Below are 18432 nucleotides of genomic sequence, written 5' to 3' on the forward strand. Positions count from 1 at the left end.
AGTCCTCCGGCGGTCAGCGCGGCCGCAGCGCGGCGACGGCGAGCACCGCGGGTGCGGTGATGAGCAGGGTGAGTTGGACGAGGGAGGCCCCGTCGCGCGGCGGGCTCTTGCGCGGGGGCGCGTGGTACGCGGGGTAGTGCACGGGCTCCGGCGCGCGCTGGGAGTGCCGGGGCGAGGGCGTGGGCCGGGGCGCGGGGGGCTTGGGCTTGGGCGGTGGCGGCGGCTCGACCGAGGGCGCGGGCGGCGCCGGGGCGATCCGGGGCGAGGGCGGCGGGGGAGGCGGCGCGGGCTTCGGCGGCGGCACCGGCCGCGGCGGCGCGGGCGGGGTCGGCTTCGGCGGCGTCGGTTTCGGAGGCGTGGGTTTCGGGGGTGTCGGCTTGGGCGGAGTGGGCTTCGGCGGCGTGGGCGTGGGTTTGGGAGGCGTGGGCTTGGGGGGCGTGGGTGTGGGCTTCGGCGGGGTGGGCGTGGGTTTCGGGGGAGTGGGTTTCGGCGGCGTCGGCTTGGGTGGCTTCGTGGGCGGCGGCGGGCACTTTCCGCTGCCCGCGTACGCCGTGGCCGTTCCGCCCGGGCCGGTCGAGGCGTACGCGCAGGCGTCGGCCACGACGACGGCAGAGCCCGCCGGGAGGCCCACGAGAAGGGCCAGCGCGAGCAGCACGAACACACGTGTGACGGGAGCGAGGAAGCCCCTGGAAGATCCGGGCACGTCGCAGATGATGAGGGGCGTGCGCCCCGCTCGCGCGCGATGTTGGGATGAATCGACCAAAAGAGGGAGCGGTCGTACGCGAGTTCGCGCTGTCATGTCACACGGGAGCGCCGCTCGGCGCGGAGGCGCCGCTCCGCGCGCCGTGCGGGTCCCGCGGCCACCGGCCGCGTCATCGGCCGTGTCACCGGCTGCGTCACCGGCCCCGCAAAGAATCTTGAACCACTCTTGAACGCTCTCCCCCGCCCCACCCGTACCTAGGGCCATGTGTGACGCGAGCGGTCGTCGCACCACCCGAGCGAACAGCGGGAGTGAGTGAGAGATGAAGACCTGGCGGAGCGCCTCGCTCGTAGCGACAGCTGCGGCCGTGCTGGCGCTGACGACGGCGTGCGGTCAGGACAAGGGGGAGCAGTCCCCGAAGGGTCAGAACGTGGGCAACGAAGCGCCCGCGGACGACGGCTACGGCTCGGACGACGGCTACGGCTCGGACTCCGGCAGCGCCGCGGGCGCCAAGGGCGGGGCGAAGGCCGCCGGGCAGCTGGCCGTCTGGGACAGCAAGAAGCTCGGCAAGGTCGTCACGGACAGCGCGGGCTTCACGCTGTACCGCTTCGACAAGGACTCCGCCGAGCCGCCCGAGTCGAACTGCGACGGGGCCTGCGCGAAGGCCTGGCCCGTGGTGCCCGCGAAGGGCGCGAAGGCCCCGCCCGGCGTCGACGCGTCCCTGATCGGCGAGGTCGCCCGGTCCGACGGCGGCAAACAGCTGACCATCGACGGCTGGCCGATGTACCGGTTCGCCAAGGACGCCGAGCCCGGCGACGTCAAGGGGCAGGGCGTGGGCGGCACCTGGTTCGCGGCGGCTCCCGACGGCAAGAAGGCGAAGCCCGCGGCCCCCGGCGGCGGGGCGGGCGCCGCGCGGCCCGCCGACCCGGCCGGGCTCTCCACCCGGGAGGACCCCGAGCTCGGCGAGATCGTCGTCGACAAGAACGGCATGACGGTCTACCGCTTCACCAAGGACTCCGCCTGGCCCATGAAGTCCGCCTGCACCGGCGCCTGCCTCAAGAAGTGGCCGGTGGTGGAGCCCGTGGCCAAGAACGACACCAAGGGCGTCCTGAAGAAGGGGTTCGTCACCTTCAACCGCCCCGACGGCCTCAAGCAGCAGACGCTCGACTGCTGGCCGCTGTACACCTTCGCCGGGGACGCCAAGCCCGGCGACACCAACGGTCAGGGCGTGGGCGGCACCTGGTTCGCCGCGGCCCCGGACGGCAAGCCGGTGCGCGCCGCGCGGTAGGTCCCTGCCGCCGCTGCGGCGCCCGGCCCGTCCGGCGCCCCACCCCGTAGCCCGGACAGGCCCCGCCGCGCCCGGCCGACCGGCCCGTTCCTTCCGTACCGAGACGGAGGGAATGGGCCGGTTCTTCGGCGTTTCTCAGGATGCGTACGGCATGTGCCACCGGCAGTGCCCCAGGCAGTGACCGAGAACGGACGGCCAATTTCCGGTTTGACTCGCTCCCTTGGCTGGCGATCAGTAGCCTCACCTTCGAACACCGGCTCGCCTCAGCCTGATGCCTATGCCTTGGAGTGTTGATGGAGCGTCCCGCCTGGGCCCCGCCCGGCATCGACATCGCGATGCCGAGCGCGGCCCGGATCAACGACTGCTACCTGGGCGGCTCGTACAACTTCGAGGCGGACCGGGACGCCGCCCGCCGGGCCATGGAGTTCCTGCCCGGCTTCCCCAAGATCGCGCAGGCGAATCGTGCCTTCACCCGCCGTGCCGTGCGCTTCGCCGCCGAGGCGGGCATCGACCAGTTCCTCGACATCGGCTGCGGCATCCCCTCCTTCGGCGCGGTCCACGAGACGGTCCGGGCCGCGGCCCCGGGGGCGCGCGTGGTGTACGTGGATCACGACCCGGTCGCCGTCGCGCACGCCCGGGCGGTCGTGGACGGCGAGCCCCAGGTCGACGCGGTCTTCGCCGATCTGCGCAAACCCCGTGACATCCTGGGCAGTTGCGAGGTCAGGGCACTGATCGACTTGGACAAGCCGACTGCGCTTCTCCTGGCGGCCATACTCCACTTCGTCGAGGACGCGTACGATCCCTACGCGGCGGTCGGAGAACTGCGGGACGCGACGGCGTCCGGCAGCCTCCTTGCCGTCACCCACATTTCGTACGAAGGGATACCGGTTCCGCAGGAGCAGGCCGCCGGCGCCGTCGGCGTGTACAAGGACATCCGCAATCCATTGATCATGCGATCGCGTGCCGAGATCGCGCGGTTCTTCGAGGGATACGACATGGTGGAACCCGGCCTCGTGCCGATGCCGCAGTGGCGGGCCGACACGGAACTCGGCGAGTACGACGAGTGCGAGGCCGAGGACCCCTGGGCCTTCTCCGGGTTCGCCGGCGTGGGACGCAAGCGTTGAGCGCGGAGCCGGACGGGCCGGAGGACAGACTGCGCAGATTCGCCACGATCTGGAGTCGCGCGCTCTTCCCGGTGACCGCCACCTCGCTGACCCGGCCCGAGTTCGAGCAGCAACTGCGGCCGCTCGCCCGGTGGTTGCGCGACGCCCTGGAGGAGCGGCCGTTCCGCGCCGCCACCGGTGAGGCGGTCGGCGCGGCCCTGGTCGAGGCGCACTGCACCGAGCCCGAGGCGCTCAGCCGCACGCTGAACGTGGTGGACGCCTATCTGGTCCTGTACTGCGGCGCCGAGGGCGAGCGCGAGGAGCTGCGGGCCCGCTGCGCCCGCATCCAGCACGCGGTCGCCGCGGGCTTCGCGCGGGCCCTGCGCGCCCGCACCCTCGCCGAGCAGGAGGCCATATCCCGGGCGGCGCTCGACGCGCGGGGCACCGTCGCCGAGGCCCTGCACGCGAGCGAGGCCCGCTTCCGCGCGGTGTTCCACGGCGCCGCGGTCGGCATCGGCATCGCCGACCTCGAAGGCACCGTCCTGGAGGTCAACGACGCCCTGGTGCGGATGTTCGGCGGCCTGGAGCACCAGCTGCGCGGGCGCAACGTGGGCAGCTGGACGCACCCCGACGACTCCCCGCACGTCTGGAAGCTGTACGAGGAGCTGGTGCACGGCGAGCGCGAGCACTACCGCGTCGAGAAGGCCTTCTACCGCCCCGACGGCACCGTCCTGTGGACCAATCTGACGGTCTCTCTGCTCCGCGACGCCGACGGGGTGCCGCAGTACCAGCTGGCGCTCGTCGAGGACACCACCGAGCGCCGCCTGCTGAATCTGCGCCTGCGCTACGAGGCGACGCACGACGCGCTCACCGGACTCCCCAACCGCACGCTGTTCTTCGAACGCCTGGAGAAGGCGCTCGCGGCCGGCGAGCGCGCCCGCTTCGGGCTCTGCTACCTGGACCTCGACGGCTTCAAGACGGTGAACGACAGCCTGGGGCACGCGGCGGGCGACCGGCTGCTCGTCGAGGTCGCCGACCGCCTCCAGGCCTGCGCGACCGCGCCCGGCGAGATGGTGGCCCGCCTCGGCGGCGACGAGTTCGTGGCGCTGACCACGGGGCCCGACACCGAGCGGGAGGTCGACGAGCTGGCCGGGCGCATCATGAACGCGCTCGCGACGCCGATCAGCGTCGACGGCCGCGAGCTGACCGTGCGCGGCTCGATCGGCATCGTCGAGGGCCCGGCCGCCGAGCGCGGCGCGGCCGAGGTGCTGCGCAGCGCCGACATCACGATGTACCGCGCGAAGCACGCGGGCGGCAACCGCTACGAGCTGGCCGACCCCGAGGCCGACGCCCGTGCCATCACCCGGCACGGCCTGACGACGGCGCTGCCGGTGGCCCTGGAGCGCGGCGAGTTCTTCATCGAGTACCAGCCGCTCGTGCACCTGGAGGACGGCAGCGTGCGGGGCGCCGAGGCGCTGGTGCGCTGGCTGCACCCGCAGCACGGCGTCATCGGCCCGGACCGCTTCATTCCGCTCGCCGAGCACACCGGGCTCATCGTGCCGCTCGGCCGCTGGGTCCTGGAGGAGTCCGTGCGCCAGGCGCGCACCTGGGAGGCCCGGCACGAGAACTCGGGCCCGCTGCGCGTGAACGTGAACCTCTCGCCGTGCCAGCTCACCCACCCCGGCCTCGTCTCCGACACCGTGGAGATCCTGGAGCGGACGGGGCTCGCGCCGGGCGCGCTGTGCCTGGAGGTCACCGAGTCCGCGCTGATCGGTGCCGACGAGGACCTGCTCAAGCCGCTGCGGCGGCTCGCCGAGATGGGCGTCGACATCGCGCTCGACGACTTCGGCACGGGGTACTCGAACCTGGCGAACCTCCGGCGCCTGCCGGTCAGCGTCCTCAAGCTCGACCGGGCCTTCACCCAGGGCATGCAGCACTACCCCGTCGACCCGGTCGACCTGAAGATCGTCGAGGGCATCGTGTCGCTCGCGCACAGCCTGGACCTGGCCGTGACCGTCGAGGGCGTCGAGACGGGGGCGCAGGCCGACCAGCTCCGGGAGCTGGGGTGCGACACCGCGCAGGGCTGGTACTACGCCCGGCCCGGCCCGCCGGACCGGCTGCACGAGCTGGCGCTCGCGGACGTGCCCTGACGGGGGCGCCCCGCGTCAGGGCCCTTCGGGCGGCGCCGTCGTGGTGGAGTGGGACGGGCTGGGGGTCTCCACCGGGGCCGTGACGTTGTTCGCCCAGGTCGTCGCAAGGACGGTGGCCACCGCGGCCACGGCCGCCACCAGAACCGCGCTCACCGGGGTGGCCAGGGACGACAGACGGCGGAAGTTGCGGATGTGGCCCCACAGGAGGTCGGCCCTGCGGACCAGGCGCATCTCCCAGTACAGCGCCAGGCCCAGGGCCATGACGGTGCTCTGCGCCAGGATCAGGAAGACCGAGAGCGCGGTCGGCCCCTGGGGCACGCGCAGGCGCGGGACGAGCAGCAGGAGCTGGACCGCCGACATCACCGCCCACAGCCAGCCCGCCTTGCCGACGGGCGTGTTGCCGCGCAGCCACGGATACAGATAGCCGTACGTGAAGCCGTGCGCCAGCCAGACGCAGGTGGGCGCGCCCGCCACGGTCACCGACTCCGGCAGGCCGCTGTAGCCCTCGGCCTGCCACGCGGTCCACGCCGTCCACGGCAGCGTGAGCAGGGCGGTGGCCGCCGCGGCGGCGACGCCGTTCGACCAGGCGGTGCGGCCCGCCGAGCCGCCGAGCGCGACGGCCTTGAGCTTCGCCGTCTCCCGGGCCGCGTCCGCGGCGGTGGGCTGCCGCAGGCTCTGCCACTTCTCCTCCCAGCTGTCGGCGGGCAGGGAGGTGTCGGCGAGGGTGCCTCGTGACGACGTCAGGAAGCGGTGCCGCCCCTCGGCGAAGAGCAGGGCGCGGGCCAGGGAGTTGAGCAGCCGGGCGTGCGCGGCGCCGGACAGCGCGTGCAGCTGCCCGGCGCGCTCCGCACGGGCGGACGGCAGCAGGAGGTGGGCGCCCGCCCAGGCGACGAGGAGCGCGGCGGCGGTCGTCCAGTACGGCAGCCAGCTGTCCGGGGCGCCGACGACGGTCGCCGCGGCGGCGAGCAGCAGCAGGGCGAGGCAGTTCCGGCGTGCTCCGGAGCCCCAGCGGCCCTTCCGCCCACCGGTGGCGTAGAGCTGGGCCAACAGGACGGCGACGGCCGCGCACCACATCACCTGTACGCCGGGCGCGATGGTGCGGACGCCGTAGACGAGGCTGTCGCCCGGCCACTCCCCGGCGAGCTGGGCGAACAGGTCGCTGGTCGCGGGGCGGTCGGTGGAGTTCATGGTGGTCCACCACGGGAGCAGCGCCGGGACGAGCACGGCCACGAGCGCCAGGCGCCCCTTCCAGCCGGTCCGGGCCGCGGGCGGCAGGAGCGGCACGACGATGAGCAGCAGCGCGGTCACCCAGGGCGTGAGCAGGGTGAACAGGAGCGGCCAGGAGGCCCCGGCGCTCCGCCCGGTGAAGAGCCACTGCCCGGTGAACGGCGTCGCCAGCTCGAACTCCCAGGGCAGCACCTGGAGGACGACGCAGGAGATCGCCGCGGTCCAGGTGGCCAGGGCGAGCGGCACCGCCCACGGGCGCGCCGCGCCGCCGCACAGCCGCAGGCGGAGGGCCGCGTACACGACGACGGCCGCGAGCGAGGCGGTGACGAGGCAGGTGACGACGGACCGCGTCCACGTGCCGCCGCCCATGAGCCAGGCCAGCAGGACGAGGGCGGCGGTGGGCGCGGCGAGGACACCCGCCTCCACCACGGCGGGGCAGGGGGCGCCGCGACGCCGGTGGGTGACGACGACGGTCAGCACCGGAAGGACGAACAGGACGGTGCCGAGCAGCACGCCCTGGGTGCGCGACTCCATGGGCAGCGGCTCCGCGACCAGGCCGTCATGGCCGTACAGGACGGCTCCCCACAGCCAGGAAAGGACCTTCCAGTTGGTGGAGTAGGAGTCGAGCAGGAGCGCGCCGACGGCGACGGCGAGGCCCGCGACGGCGAGCGGCACGAGGGACGCCGGGCGCGGGGCGCCACCCGCCGCCGTGCGGTAGCCGGCCAGCGCGGCACAGACCACGACGGCCAGGACGGCGAGGGACAGCAGGGCCTCGGGGCTGCTGCCCGGCGGGTCCTTGGGGACGGGGGAGTCCGGCGCGGGGAAGGCCGTCTCCTGGGCGGTCAGGAGGCTCGCCGTCACCGTGCTGGTGGTGTTCTCCTTGCCGGTGCCGCCGAGCATGAACTCGACCGTGCGGGCCCGCTGCCGGGTCGGCGTGCCGGTGACCGCGAGGCCCCAGCCGCGCGGCACCTCGATGCTCCAGGCCCAGTGGCCGGGCAGGCGGACGCGGGGGACCAGCTCGCCCTTCTCGTCCTTGAACGAGGAGGTGATGGAGTACGTGAGGTCGCTCGTGGTCGTCGCGGTGGTCAGGGTGACGCGGTGCTCGGCGGTGACCGTCACGCTGTCGCGCGCCGACGCCTGGCTGACCGTGCACCAACGGGGGTAGCCCGGCTGCCGCGCGCCGCCGTGCAGGGCGACGCTGGTGGCGTACCCGCCGGGCAGCCTGCTGGAGACCTTGGCGAACCGCTCCGGCTCCGCTCTGAGCCGGTTCGCCAGGGGGTCCGCAGCGCGCAGCCGCAGCCGGTAGCGGACCAGGGCCCGCCAGGTCTTCTTGGGCGTGCGCTCGATGCGCACCGCGATCTCGCCGCTGCTGCCCCGGCTCGGGCTGTCCAGCACCGAGCCCGCCGGAATGTGGCCGGACTCCGGCCTCGCGCCCTCGTCCCACCACGGCCTCGGCGGCCGCGGCTTGTTGAGCTCGGCCCGCTGCGCCAGGACCTGGCCGCGGGCGGTGTCTCCCCACTCGTCCGACGCCCACGTCACACACGCCGCGACCAGGCCGCACAGCAGCAGCGCGGCCGTCGCCCGAGCAGCCCTGGCGACCCCGCGCCGCACGCCCCGCGCAGCCCCCATGCGCGCCCCCTCCCGCGTTCGAAGGGCCAGGGTAGGGCCGGGTGCAAGGTGGCCGGGAGGCTTCGGATGGCGGGAAATCTCCTACGCACATGCCGTTCTGACAGGCGTACGGGAGCGCAGGGGGGCGCGCCCTTCTTGCGTGTGGCGAGGCGTGCGCCGCCTATCGCGCCGCCTCGCGCTCTGCCTCGCGCTCCGCCTCACCGGGCGAGGAGCATCCGCTGCAACTCCCGGGCCGCCCGCGGCGGTGCCACGTCGCTGCGGTGGGCCAGCGCGATCGTGCGGCGGAGGCGGGGCCGGGCGAGCGGCGTCATCCGCAGGTCGCCGCCCGCGCGTTCGGCGACCATGCGGGGGACGACGGCGACGCCGAGGCCCGCGCGCACGAAGCCGAGCACCGCGTCCATCTCGCCGCCCTCGACGGCGAACTCGGGCTCGAAGCCCTCGGCCCGGCAGGCCGCGACCGTCAGCTCCCGCAGGTCGTAGCCGTGCCGGAACATCACAAGGCGCTCGCCCTGGAGATCGGCGACGCGGGCCGTGGCGCCGAGGCCGGGCGCGTCCGGCGACGACACCACGACCAGGTCCTCGCGCAGCAGCTCCACCGTGGTCAGGGCGGGCGAGGGGCTCGGCAGGGGCAGCACCACGAGCGCCAGGTCGAGGGCGCCGCGCGCGAGGTGGCGGACGAGGTCGTGGCTGCCGCCCTCCTCGATGAGGAGCTGGATGCCGGGGTGCCGGTCGTGGAAGTCGCGCAGGACCTGCGGAAGCAGACCGGTGCAGACGCTCGGGGTCGCGCCGAGGCGCACCCGGCCGCGGCGCAGCTGCGCCAGCTCCTGGACCTCGATGCGGGCGGTGTCGGTGTCGGCGAGGATGCGCCGGGCCAGCGGAAGCAGCGCCTCGCCCGCGTCGGTGAGCGTGATGTTGCCGCGCGCCCGGCTGAACAGCTCAGCGCCCAGCTCCTTCTCCAGGGCGCGCACCTGCTGCGAGAGCGATGGCTGGGAGACGTGCACCCGCTCGGCGGCCCGGGTGAAGTGCCGGGTCTCGGCGACGGCGACGAAGTACAGCAGCTGCTGGAATTGCATGCTCACACCCTAGACTTTCCATAGTCTCCCGCTATGGAGATGAGCGCCATCATCTCTTGGACTGATCGGGACCTTCGCCCGTAGCGTGGATGACATGGCTCTGGCAACGCGGACGGACCGACGGCCGTCACTTCCGCGATCGGTGTGGGACTCCACCGTCGGCAAGAAGACCGTGATGGCGGTGAGCGGTCTGATCATGCTGCTCTACCTGGTCGCCCACATGATCGGGAACCTGAAGATCTTCTTCGGTCCCGGCGACTTCAACCACTACGCGCACTGGCTGCGCACGCTCGGCGGGCCCGTGATGCGGTGGGAGTGGACCCTGTGGGTCATCCGCGTCGTGCTCGTCGTCTCCGTCGTCGCGCACGCCGTGTCCGCGTACCAGCTGAGCAAGCGCGACATCAAGGCGCGTCCCACCAAGTACGTGCACAAGAAGCCGCGCAGCAGTTACGCGACGCGCACCATGCGCTGGGGCGGCGTCATCGTCGGCCTGTTCATCGTCTGGCACATCCTGGACCTGACGACGGGCACCGCGCACCCCGGCGAGTACCAGCACCTGCACCCGTACCAGAACGTCATCGACACCTTCTCGACCTGGTACGGCAACGTCGTCTACATCGTCGCCGTGGTCGCCGTCGGCTTCCACGTGCGGCACGGCTTCTGGAGCGCCGCACAGACCCTCGGCGTGGGCAGCGCGACCCGCGACCGCGCCCTGAAGACCCTGGCCAACGGTCTGGCGCTGCTGCTGACCGCCGGCTTCGTCTCCGTACCCGTCGGCGTCATGACCGGAGTGGTGAGCTGACCGATGAATTCCTTTGCCGAGTACGTCACCGGAGAGCCGGTCGTCGACACCAAGGCGCCGCGGGGGCCGGTCAACGAGCGCTGGGACACCCGCCGCTTCGAGGCCAAGCTGGTCAACCCCGCCAACCGCCGCAAGCACACCGTGATCGTGGTGGGCACCGGGCTCGCGGGCGGCTCCGCCGGGGCCACGCTCGCCGAACAGGGTTACCACGTCGTGCAGTTCTGCTACCAGGACTCGCCGCGCCGCGCCCACTCGATCGCCGCGCAGGGCGGCATCAACGCCGCCAAGAACTACCGCAACGACGGCGACTCCGTGCACCGCCTGTTCTACGACACCGTCAAGGGCGGCGACTTCCGCGCCCGCGAGTCCAACGTGCACCGGCTCGCACAGATCTCGGTGGAGATCATCGACCAGTGCGTGGCCCAGGGCGTGCCCTTCGCACGCGAGTACGGCGGACTGCTCGACACCCGCTCCTTCGGCGGCGTGCAGGTGTCCCGCACGTTCTACGCCCGCGGCCAGACGGGCCAGCAGCTCCTGCTCGGCGCGTACCAGGCGCTCAGCCGCCAGATCGCGGCCGGAAACGTGGAGATGCATCCGCGCACCGAGATGCTCGACGTGATCGTCGTGGACGGCCGGGCGCGCGGCATCGTCGCCCGCGACCTGGTCACCGGCAAGATCGACACCTACTTCGCGGACGCCGTCGTCCTCGCCTCCGGCGGCTACGGCAACGTCTTCTACCTGTCGACCAACGCCATGAACTCCAACGCCACCGCCGTGTGGCGGGCCCACCGGCGCGGCGCCTACTTCGGCAACCCGTGCTTCACCCAGATCCACCCCACCTGCATCCCGCGCACCGGCGACCACCAGTCGAAGCTGACGCTGATGAGCGAGTCGCTGCGCAACGACGGCCGCATCTGGGTGCCGAAGGCCAAGGGCGACACGCGCCCGGCGAACGAGATCCCCGAGGACGAGCGCGACTACTACCTGGAGCGCATCTACCCCTCCTTCGGCAACCTCGTCCCGCGCGACATCGCCTCGCGCGCCGCGAAGAACGTCTGCGACGAGGGCAGGGGAGTGGGCCCCGGCGGCCAGGGCGTCTACCTGGACTTCGCCGACGCCATCGCGCGCATGGGCCGGGGCGCCGTCGAGGCCAAGTACGGCAACCTCTTCGACATGTACCAGCGGATCACCGACGAGGACCCGTACCGGGTGCCGATGCGGATCTACCCCGCCGTGCACTACACGATGGGCGGCCTGTGGGTCGACTACGACCTCCAGACCACCGTCCCCGGCCTGTTCGCCATCGGCGAGGCCAACTTCTCCGACCACGGCGCGAACCGGCTCGGCGCCTCCGCCCTGATGCAGGGCCTGGCCGACGGCTACTTCGTCCTGCCGTCCACCATCAACGACTACCTCGCGCGGAACCCGCACCAGGAGGAGGTCACCGACCGGCACCCCGCGGTGCGCGAGGTGATCACCGAGACCGAGGAGCGGATCGCGCGCCTGCTGGCCGTCGACGGCGACCGCACGCCCGACTCCTTCCACCGCGAGCTGGGCGAACTCATGTGGGAGTTCTGCGGCATGGCCCGCACCGAGACGGGCCTGCGCAAGGCCCTGGAGCGCATCCCGCAGATCCGCGAGGAGTTCTGGCGGCGCCTCAAGGTGCCCGGCACCGGCGAGGAGTTCAACCAGTCCCTGGAGAAGGCCAACCGCATCGTCGACTACCTGGAGCTCGCCGAGCTGATGTGCCTCGACGCGCTGCACCGCGCCGAGTCCTGCGGCGGCCACTTCCGCGAGGAGTCCCAGACCCCCGAGGGCGAGGCCGCCCGCAGGGACGAGGAGTTCTCCTACGCGGCCGCCTGGGAGTTCACCGCCACCGGCACCGCCCCCGTCCTGCACAAGGAAGACCTCGTCTTCGAGTACGTCCACCCCACTCAGCGGAGCTACGCATGAAGCTCACCCTGCGCGTCTGGCGCCAGCAGAACGCCGACGCCGAAGGCGCCATGTCCACGTACGACGTGGACGGGATCTCGCCGGACATGTCCTTCCTGGAGATGCTCGACACCCTCAACGAAGAGCTCATCGTCAAGGGCGAGGAGCCGGTCGCCTTCGACCACGACTGCCGCGAGGGCATCTGCGGCGCCTGTTCGCTCGTCATCAACGGCGACGCGCACGGGCCCGAGCGCACCACCACCTGCCAGCTGCACATGCGGTCCTTCGCGGACGGCGACACCATCGACGTCGAGCCGTGGCGCGCGGCCGCCTTCCCGGTCATCAAGGACCTGGTCGTCGACCGCTCCGCCTTCGACCGCATCATCCAGGCGGGCGGCTACATCAGCGTCCCGACGGGCTCCGCGCCCGAGGCACACGCCACACCCGTGCCGAAGCCGGACGCCGACTACGCCTTCGAGCACGCCGAGTGCATCGGCTGCGGCGCCTGCGTGGCCGCCTGCCCCAACGGCTCGGCGATGCTGTTCACCTCGGCCAAGGTCAACCATCTGAGCGTCCTGCCGCAGGGCGCGCCCGAGCGCGAGACCCGCGTCCTCGACATGGTCACGCAGATGGACTCCGAGGGTTTCGGCGGCTGCACCCTGACCGGCGAGTGCGCCACGGCCTGCCCGAAGGGCATCCCGCTGCCGTCCATCGCGGCGATGAACAAGGAGTGGCTGCGGGCCACCCGCAAGGCGCCCCGCTAGGCGCCCCGCGCCCTCTCGGGACGCTGGCGCAGGGGCCGCAGGTCGGCTCCGTACACCGTCCTGTAGTCCGGCACCACGTACCGGGCATCGGGGCTGACCGCACGGGCCTGGGCGAGGAAGTCGTCCAGGCCCGTGCCGTCCTTGCGGGGCGGCAGGCTCAGGGGCCTCTCGAAGTCGTCCCAGTGCACCGGTACGACCACGCCGGGGCGGCCGAGGGCGTCGAGCAGCCGCGGCACATAGCGGTGCGTCGACGCGCTCGACGCCACCGCGACCATCGCGATGTCCGGCTCCAGGCCCCGGAAGGAGCGCTCGTCGAAGTCGCTCGCCCCCATGAAGAGCGCCGAGGGCGCGCCGTCCGGCGTCACCTTGAACGCCAGCGTGTCGCCCTCCGGCAGGTCGGCGACCGTCCGGGGCGCGGCCGCGGGCGGGGCGTGCAGGGTGCCGGGCGCGAAGTAGGAGTACGAGCCGCCTCGGCTGTGCCGGGAGCTCGCCACCTCGATCACGTACCCGTCGAAGTCGAGCACCTCGCCGCCCTTCACCACGGAGATCCGCCCCGCGTCCACGCCGAAGGAGCGCAGCACGTGGTACGTCGTCTCGGTGCCGATGACCCGGGCCCCCGTCGAACGGGCCAGATGGGGAACGTCGTTGAGATGGTCCCAGTGGGTGTGCGTGACGCAGATGACCTCGGGGGTGCCCGCGTGCTCGCGCACCAGCGCCTCGTCGGTGCGCAGCCGCGTGCCGGGGTCGAAGGAGCCGCTGAACAGGCCGGTGTCGAAGCGGGTGACGTACGGATCGACGAGGACGGTCCTGTTCCTCTGCTTCTTCTGCCGCAGGTCGATCCGCCAGCCCGAGGTGCCGAGCCAGCGGTACGAGACGGGCGCGGAGGAACGGCCGCGGGCCGGGGCGCGCCCCTCGGCGGACGCGGTGGCGGGGAGCAGCGGGACGGCCGCGCCGAGGGCGGCACCGCGCAGGAGGGTGCGACGGCCGGGGCCGAGATGGCGTGCGTGGGTGTTCATGGCGGCAGCAGATCAGGAGGCGGCGGCCGCCGTCCAAGATCAGAAACCCGCGAGCTGGATATCCGATCCGCTATGACACCAGGTCAGAGCGGTGGCCGCGGGCGGTCGGCCCGGTTGCGCAAACTGTCGACGGCGATCCTGGCGGCGGTGCCGATCGCGGCGTCCACCCGGGTGAGGTCGGCGGCCATCGCGTGACTCCTGGCGAACACGGCCACCGCGTACGTGTCGCCCTCCGGCCAGCGCACCACGCCCGCCTCGATGTGCAGCCCCGGCAGCGTGCCGGTCTTCGCGGCGATCCGTACGTCGTCGGGGAACCCCGAGGTGAGGCGATGGCGGAACACCTGGCGTCCCATCAGCGCCCGCACCCGCGCACACGCCTCGGGCGGCCCCGCCGCGTCCCGCCAGATCAGGTCGAGCAGGCGGGTGACCTCACGGGGCGTACTGGCGTTGGCCCGCCCCGGGTCGAGGACGCTCAGGCGCCGCTTCCCCTCGTCCGGCAGGGCCCGGTACAGCGAGGCGAACTCCTCGGCCGTGCGCGCTCCGACGTCGCTCAGCATCGACGCGAGGGCCTCGCGCGGCCCGCCCACGATCCGGGTCCGGGCGAGACCCAGCTCCCGCGCCAGCATGCCCACCGTGTCGAGGCCGACGCGGGAGAGCAGGACGTCGGCCGCGGAGTTGTCACTCACGGTCAGCGCGAAGTACGCGAGGTCGCGCAGCGAGACCTCCACGTCGTCCTCACACCCGGCGATCCCCCAGCCCCCCAGCCGCTGCCCGTCCGTCACCAGGACCCGCTCCCGCGGATCGAGCTGCCCCGCGGCGACCTGGCGCGCGAACTCCAGGACGAGCAGCACCTTGAAGACGGAGGAGACGGGGACGGGGGTGTCGGCGGCGAGCGAGACGCCGTGGCTCATGCTGCGGGGGCGAGCGGCCGCTGGTCCCGGGCCGTCGGGCGGGGCGGCCGCTGGTCTCGGGTCGTCGGGTGGGGCGGCTGCATGTCCCCGGTGGTCGGGTGAGGCGGCCGACAGTCGCGGGCTGTCGGGTGGGGCGGTTGCCGGTCGCGGGTGGTCGGGCGGGGCGGTCGCCGGACCGGCTGCTCCGGTGGTGTCGACGCGCATCGCGTGCAGCGCGCCCTCCGCGCCCGCCCGGGCGAAGACCTCCCGTATGCGTTCCTCGACCCGCATCCCGCCCCTCACTTCCTCTCGCCTACGCTCGTCGCGTGGATCTCTTGCGGCACCTGCGTATTTTCCTCGTCACCGCGGAGGAGCTGCACTTCAGCCGGGCCGCCGAGCTGCTCGGCATGGCGCAGCCGCCGCTCAGCCAGGCCGTACGCCGCCTGGAGAAGGAGCTCGGCGCCGAACTCTTCGACCGGAGCAACCGGCAGGTCCGGCTCACCGCCGCCGGGTCCGTCCTGTACGACGAGGCCCGCGAGCTCCTCGTGCGGGAGGAGCGGCTGCGCTCCCTGGTGCGACGCGCCGTCGACGGCGACGTCGGCACGCTGCGCGCGGGCGTGCCCGAGGACACCGCCGCGCCCGTGCTGCACGCGCTCCTGGCCGCCTGCGCGGAGCACGCGCCGGGCCTGCGCGTCGACCTCCAGGAGGTGTCCACGCGGGAGCAGCTGCGCCTGCTCGCGTCCGGCGGCCTCGACGTCGGCCTGCTGCATCTGCCGGTGGACGCCACCGGCCTCGTCCTCGGCCCCGAAGTCGCCGTCGAGCTGGGCGTGGTGCTGCCCCGCACGTCCCCGCTGGCCCGGCTCGCGGAGGTCACCCTCGCGGATCTGTCCGGGCACGACCTGGTCATCGGCCCGCGGGACGCCGCGCCGGGGTGGTACGACGCCACGCTCGACGCCTGCCGCGGGGGCGGCTTCGTGCCCGGCCGCGTCCGGCACGCCCGCAACCCCGAGTTCCTGCTCGGCCTCGTGGCGGCGGGGCAGGGCGTGGCCTTCGAACGGGGCACCGCCGCGCGCAAGGAGCCGAGGGTGGTCTGGCGCCCGCTCGCCGGACGGCCCCTCGCGCAACGGGTCGCCGGGGCGTGGCCCGGGCAGGGGGCACACGCCGGGGCCCGCCGGTTCGCGGGCCTGGCGACGGAGGTGCTTGCCAGCAGCGGCACAGCGACACCGAGGCTCCCCTCCGCGCCGGGCCCGGCCCCCCGCCCCTGGTCAGTGGTCTACGCCCCACCGTGAGCCCTGCCCCCACCCACCCGCCCCCCGTCGCGCCGCGCGCTCGTCCTCAATCGCCGGACGGGCTCTAAATCTCACCTGCTCCCTCTCAAGGCGGCGGACGACCGACAACCCGCGAGCCGCCAGGTCGGGGCCGACGCCGGTCGCTGGGGCAGGTACGGGAGGGCGGGCGGGTGGGCGAGGGGTCAGGCCGGGGAGGGCAGGGCCGCGGCCAAGTAGGGGGCCGTCCGGCTGAGGGGGGTGAGGGAGACCTGCCGCGGCGGGCCGCAGGCCACCACGCGGCCCCCGTCCGCCCCGCCCCCGGGCCCGAGGTCCACCACCCAGTCCGCCCCGGCCACCACGGCCATGTCGTGCTCGGCGACCACCACGGAGTGCCCCGCGTCGACGAGCTCGTGCAGCCGCCCCACGAGGAGCTCCACATCGGCGGGGTGCAGCCCGGTGGTGGGCTCGTCCAGGAGGTAGAGGGTGTGTCCGCGCCGCGCCCGCTGCAGCTCGCTGGCGAGCTTGATGCGCTGCGCCTCGCCCCCGGACAGCTCCGTGGCGGGCTGGCCGAGGCGCAGATAGCCGAGGCCCACGTCGATGAGGGTGCCCAGGCTGCGCCGCACGGCGGGCGTGTCGGCGAAGAAGCCGGCGGCGGCCTCGACGGTGAGGTCGAGGACCTCGGCGATGGTGCGGCCGTTGTGGGTGACCTGGAGGGTCTCGGGGTTGTAGCGGGCGCCTCCGCAGTCGGGGCAGGGCGCGTACGTACTGGGCAGGAAGAGGAGCTCCACGCTCACGAAGCCCTCGCCCTGGCAGGTCTCGCACCGCCCGCCCGCCACGTTGAAGGAGAACCGCCCGACGCCGTACCCGCGCTCCCGCGCCGCGTCCGTGGCCGCGAAGACCTTGCGCACGACGTCGAAGAGGCCGGTGTAGGTGGCCAGGTTGGAGCGGGGGGTGCGGCCGATGGGCTTCTGGTCGACGCGGACCAGGCGCCCGACGCCGTCGAGTTCCTCGGTGAGCTCGCCGAGGAGCGTGGACTTGCCGGAGCCGGAGACGCCGGTGACCGCGGTGAACGCGCCGAGGGGGAACTCCACCGTCACGTCCCGCAGGTTGTGCCGGGTCACCGGGCCCACCTTCAGCCGGCCGCGGGGCTCGCGGACCTCCCGTACGGGAGCCGGCGCGCGGCCGAAGAGGTAGCGGGCCGTCGCGGACCCGGGAACGTCGGCGAGCTCCGCCACGGGCCCGCTGTGCAGGATCTCGCCGCCGTGCTCGCCCGCGCGCGGGCCCACGTCCACGAGCCAGTCGGCGTGGCGCATCACGTCGAGGTGGTGCTCCACGACGAACACCGAGTTGCCCGCCGCCTTGAGCCGGTCGAGCACCGTGAGGAGGGACTCGGTGTCGGCCGGGTGCAGCCCGGCCGACGGCTCGTCCAGGACGTACACGACGCCGAAGAGCCCGGAGCGCAGCTGGGTCGCCAGGCGCAGGCGCTGGAGTTCGCCGGGGGAGAGCGTCGGCGTGGCGCGGTCGGGGGAGAGGTAGCCGAGGCCCAGCTCGGTGATGGTGTCGATGCGGGAGAGGAGGTCGGCGGTGAGGACGCGGGCCGTCTCCGAGCCGCCGGTGTCCCGCAGGCACGCGGCGAGGTCGCTCAGCGGCAGCGCGGCGAGCTCCGCGATCGTACGGCCCGCGAACGTCACCGCGAGCGCCTCGGGCCGCAGCCTGCTGCCGCCGCACGCCGGGCACGGCTCGCTGGTCAGGAAGCGCTCGGCCTTGGCGCGCAGGGTCGGGCTCTTGGAGTCGGCGAACGTCTTCATGACGTAGCGCCGGGCGCTCATGTACGTGCCCTGGTAGGGGCGTTGGATGCGGCCCGCCTCGCGGACGGGGTGGACCGTCACCACCGGCTGCTCGTCGGTGAACAGGATCCAGTCCCGCTCGCCCTGCGGCAGCTCGCGCCAGGGCCGGTCCACGTCGTGGCCGAGCGTGTCCAGGACGTCGCGGAGGTTCTTGCCCTGCCAGGCGCCGGGCCAGGCCGCGACGGCGCCGTCGCGGATGGACAGGGACGGGTCGGGGACCAGGAGTTCCTCGGTGGTGCGGTGCACCCGGCCGAGGCCGTGGCACGCGGGGCACGCCCCGGCGGCCGTGTTCGGCGAGAACGCGTCCGAATCGAGCCGCTCGGCGCCCTCGGGATACGTACCGGCGCGCGAGAACAGCATCCGCAGCGAGTTGGACAGCGTCGTGACGGTCCCCACCGAGGAGCGGGAGGTGGGCGCGGCCCTGCGCTGCTGGAGCGAGACGGCGGGCGGCAGGCCCGTGATCTCACCGACCTCGGGCGCCCCGACCTGGTGGATGAGGCGGCGCGCGTACGGGGCGACCGACTCGAAGTAGCGCCGCTGGGCCTCCGCGTAGATCGTCCCGAAGGCCAGCGAGGACTTCCCGGAGCCGGAGACGCCGGTGAACACGGCGATCACGTCGCGCGGGACGTCCACGTCGACGCCGCGCAGATTGTGCTCGCGGGCGCCCCGGACGCGGACGAACGGGTCGTGGTCGTGGGCGCGGGGGCTGGGCATGGGGCGGGCTCCGAACGCGGCGATGGGGC

General features: G+C 73.5%; 13 protein-coding genes. 7 read left to right on the plus strand and 6 right to left on the minus strand.

What is annotated here, in order from left to right; translation table 11 throughout:
- Positions 1-13 precede the first annotated feature (13 nt).
- Positions 14-703, minus strand: coding sequence for a hypothetical protein (locus C9F11_RS34895; RefSeq protein WP_171075927.1), 690 nt, complete (start codon positions 701-703; stop codon positions 14-16).
- 319 nt (positions 704-1022) lie between these two features.
- Between C9F11_RS34895 and C9F11_RS34900 the strand changes: the two genes are divergently transcribed.
- The 3 genes from C9F11_RS34900 (at position 1023) to C9F11_RS34910 (ending at position 5241) form a co-directional block, all read left to right on the plus strand.
- Positions 1023-1988: an SCO0930 family lipoprotein gene (locus tag C9F11_RS34900; protein WP_138963259.1), complete on the plus strand. Its 966-nt coding sequence runs from the start codon at positions 1023-1025 to the stop codon at positions 1986-1988.
- Between the two features lie 293 nt (positions 1989-2281).
- A complete protein-coding gene (locus C9F11_RS34905; protein ID WP_138963261.1) occupies positions 2282-3112 on the plus strand; it encodes an SAM-dependent methyltransferase in 831 nt (276 codons plus the stop codon).
- The gene (locus tag C9F11_RS34910; protein ID WP_138963263.1) at positions 3109-5241 is read left to right on the plus strand and encodes an EAL domain-containing protein; all 2133 of its coding nucleotides are present in this window, start codon (positions 3109-3111) and stop codon (positions 5239-5241) included. The genes C9F11_RS34905 and C9F11_RS34910 overlap by 4 nt, the downstream gene beginning before the upstream one ends.
- A 15-nt stretch (positions 5242-5256) precedes the next feature.
- On the opposite strand, the gene C9F11_RS34915 is transcribed toward C9F11_RS34910, so the two are convergent.
- Both C9F11_RS34915 and C9F11_RS34920 read right to left on the minus strand, forming a co-directional pair.
- On the minus strand, positions 5257-8097 hold the full coding sequence (locus C9F11_RS34915; protein WP_138963265.1) for a hypothetical protein: 2841 nt from the start codon (positions 8095-8097) through the stop codon (positions 5257-5259).
- Between the two features lie 197 nt (positions 8098-8294).
- Positions 8295-9170, minus strand: coding sequence for a LysR substrate-binding domain-containing protein (locus C9F11_RS34920; RefSeq protein ID WP_138963267.1), 876 nt, complete (start codon positions 9168-9170; stop codon positions 8295-8297).
- Positions 9171-9264: 94 nt separating this feature from the next.
- On the opposite strand from C9F11_RS34920, the gene C9F11_RS34925 reads away from it, so the two are divergent.
- Genes C9F11_RS34925 through C9F11_RS34935 form a run of 3 tightly spaced genes read left to right on the plus strand, consistent with a single transcriptional unit; the run spans position 9265 to position 12668 of the window.
- Positions 9265-9972, plus strand: a complete 708-nt coding sequence (locus C9F11_RS34925; protein ID WP_138963269.1) for a succinate dehydrogenase — start codon at positions 9265-9267, stop codon at positions 9970-9972.
- 3 nt (positions 9973-9975) lie between these two features.
- Positions 9976-11925 (plus strand): fumarate reductase/succinate dehydrogenase flavoprotein subunit, encoded by a 1950-nt coding sequence (locus C9F11_RS34930; protein WP_138963270.1) that lies wholly within the window; start codon positions 9976-9978, stop codon positions 11923-11925.
- On the plus strand, positions 11922-12668 hold the full coding sequence (locus tag C9F11_RS34935) for a succinate dehydrogenase/fumarate reductase iron-sulfur subunit (protein ID WP_138963272.1): 747 nt from the start codon (positions 11922-11924) through the stop codon (positions 12666-12668). Before C9F11_RS34930 ends, C9F11_RS34935 begins: the two co-directional genes overlap by 4 nt.
- Here C9F11_RS34935 and C9F11_RS34940 read toward each other — a convergent pair.
- Positions 12665-13684, minus strand: coding sequence for an MBL fold metallo-hydrolase (locus C9F11_RS34940; protein WP_138963274.1), 1020 nt, complete (start codon positions 13682-13684; stop codon positions 12665-12667). The genes C9F11_RS34935 and C9F11_RS34940 overlap by 4 nt on opposite strands.
- 83 nt (positions 13685-13767) lie before the next feature.
- On the minus strand, positions 13768-14865 hold the full coding sequence (locus C9F11_RS34945) for a serine hydrolase (protein WP_249402006.1): 1098 nt from the start codon (positions 14863-14865) through the stop codon (positions 13768-13770).
- 35 nt (positions 14866-14900) lie between these two features.
- Here C9F11_RS34945 and C9F11_RS34950 point away from each other — a divergent pair, with 35 nt between their 5' ends.
- Positions 14901-15863, plus strand: a complete 963-nt coding sequence (locus C9F11_RS34950) for a LysR family transcriptional regulator (protein WP_138963276.1) — start codon at positions 14901-14903, stop codon at positions 15861-15863.
- 182 nt (positions 15864-16045) lie between these two features.
- On the opposite strand, the gene C9F11_RS34955 is transcribed toward C9F11_RS34950, so the two are convergent.
- On the minus strand, positions 16046-18403 hold the full coding sequence (locus C9F11_RS34955; RefSeq protein ID WP_138963278.1) for an excinuclease ABC subunit UvrA: 2358 nt from the start codon (positions 18401-18403) through the stop codon (positions 16046-16048).
- Between the last annotated feature and the right edge of the window lie 29 nt (positions 18404-18432).

The organism is Streptomyces sp. YIM 121038 (genome assembly GCF_006088715.1).
GTDB lineage: Bacteria > Actinomycetota > Actinomycetes > Streptomycetales > Streptomycetaceae > Streptomyces.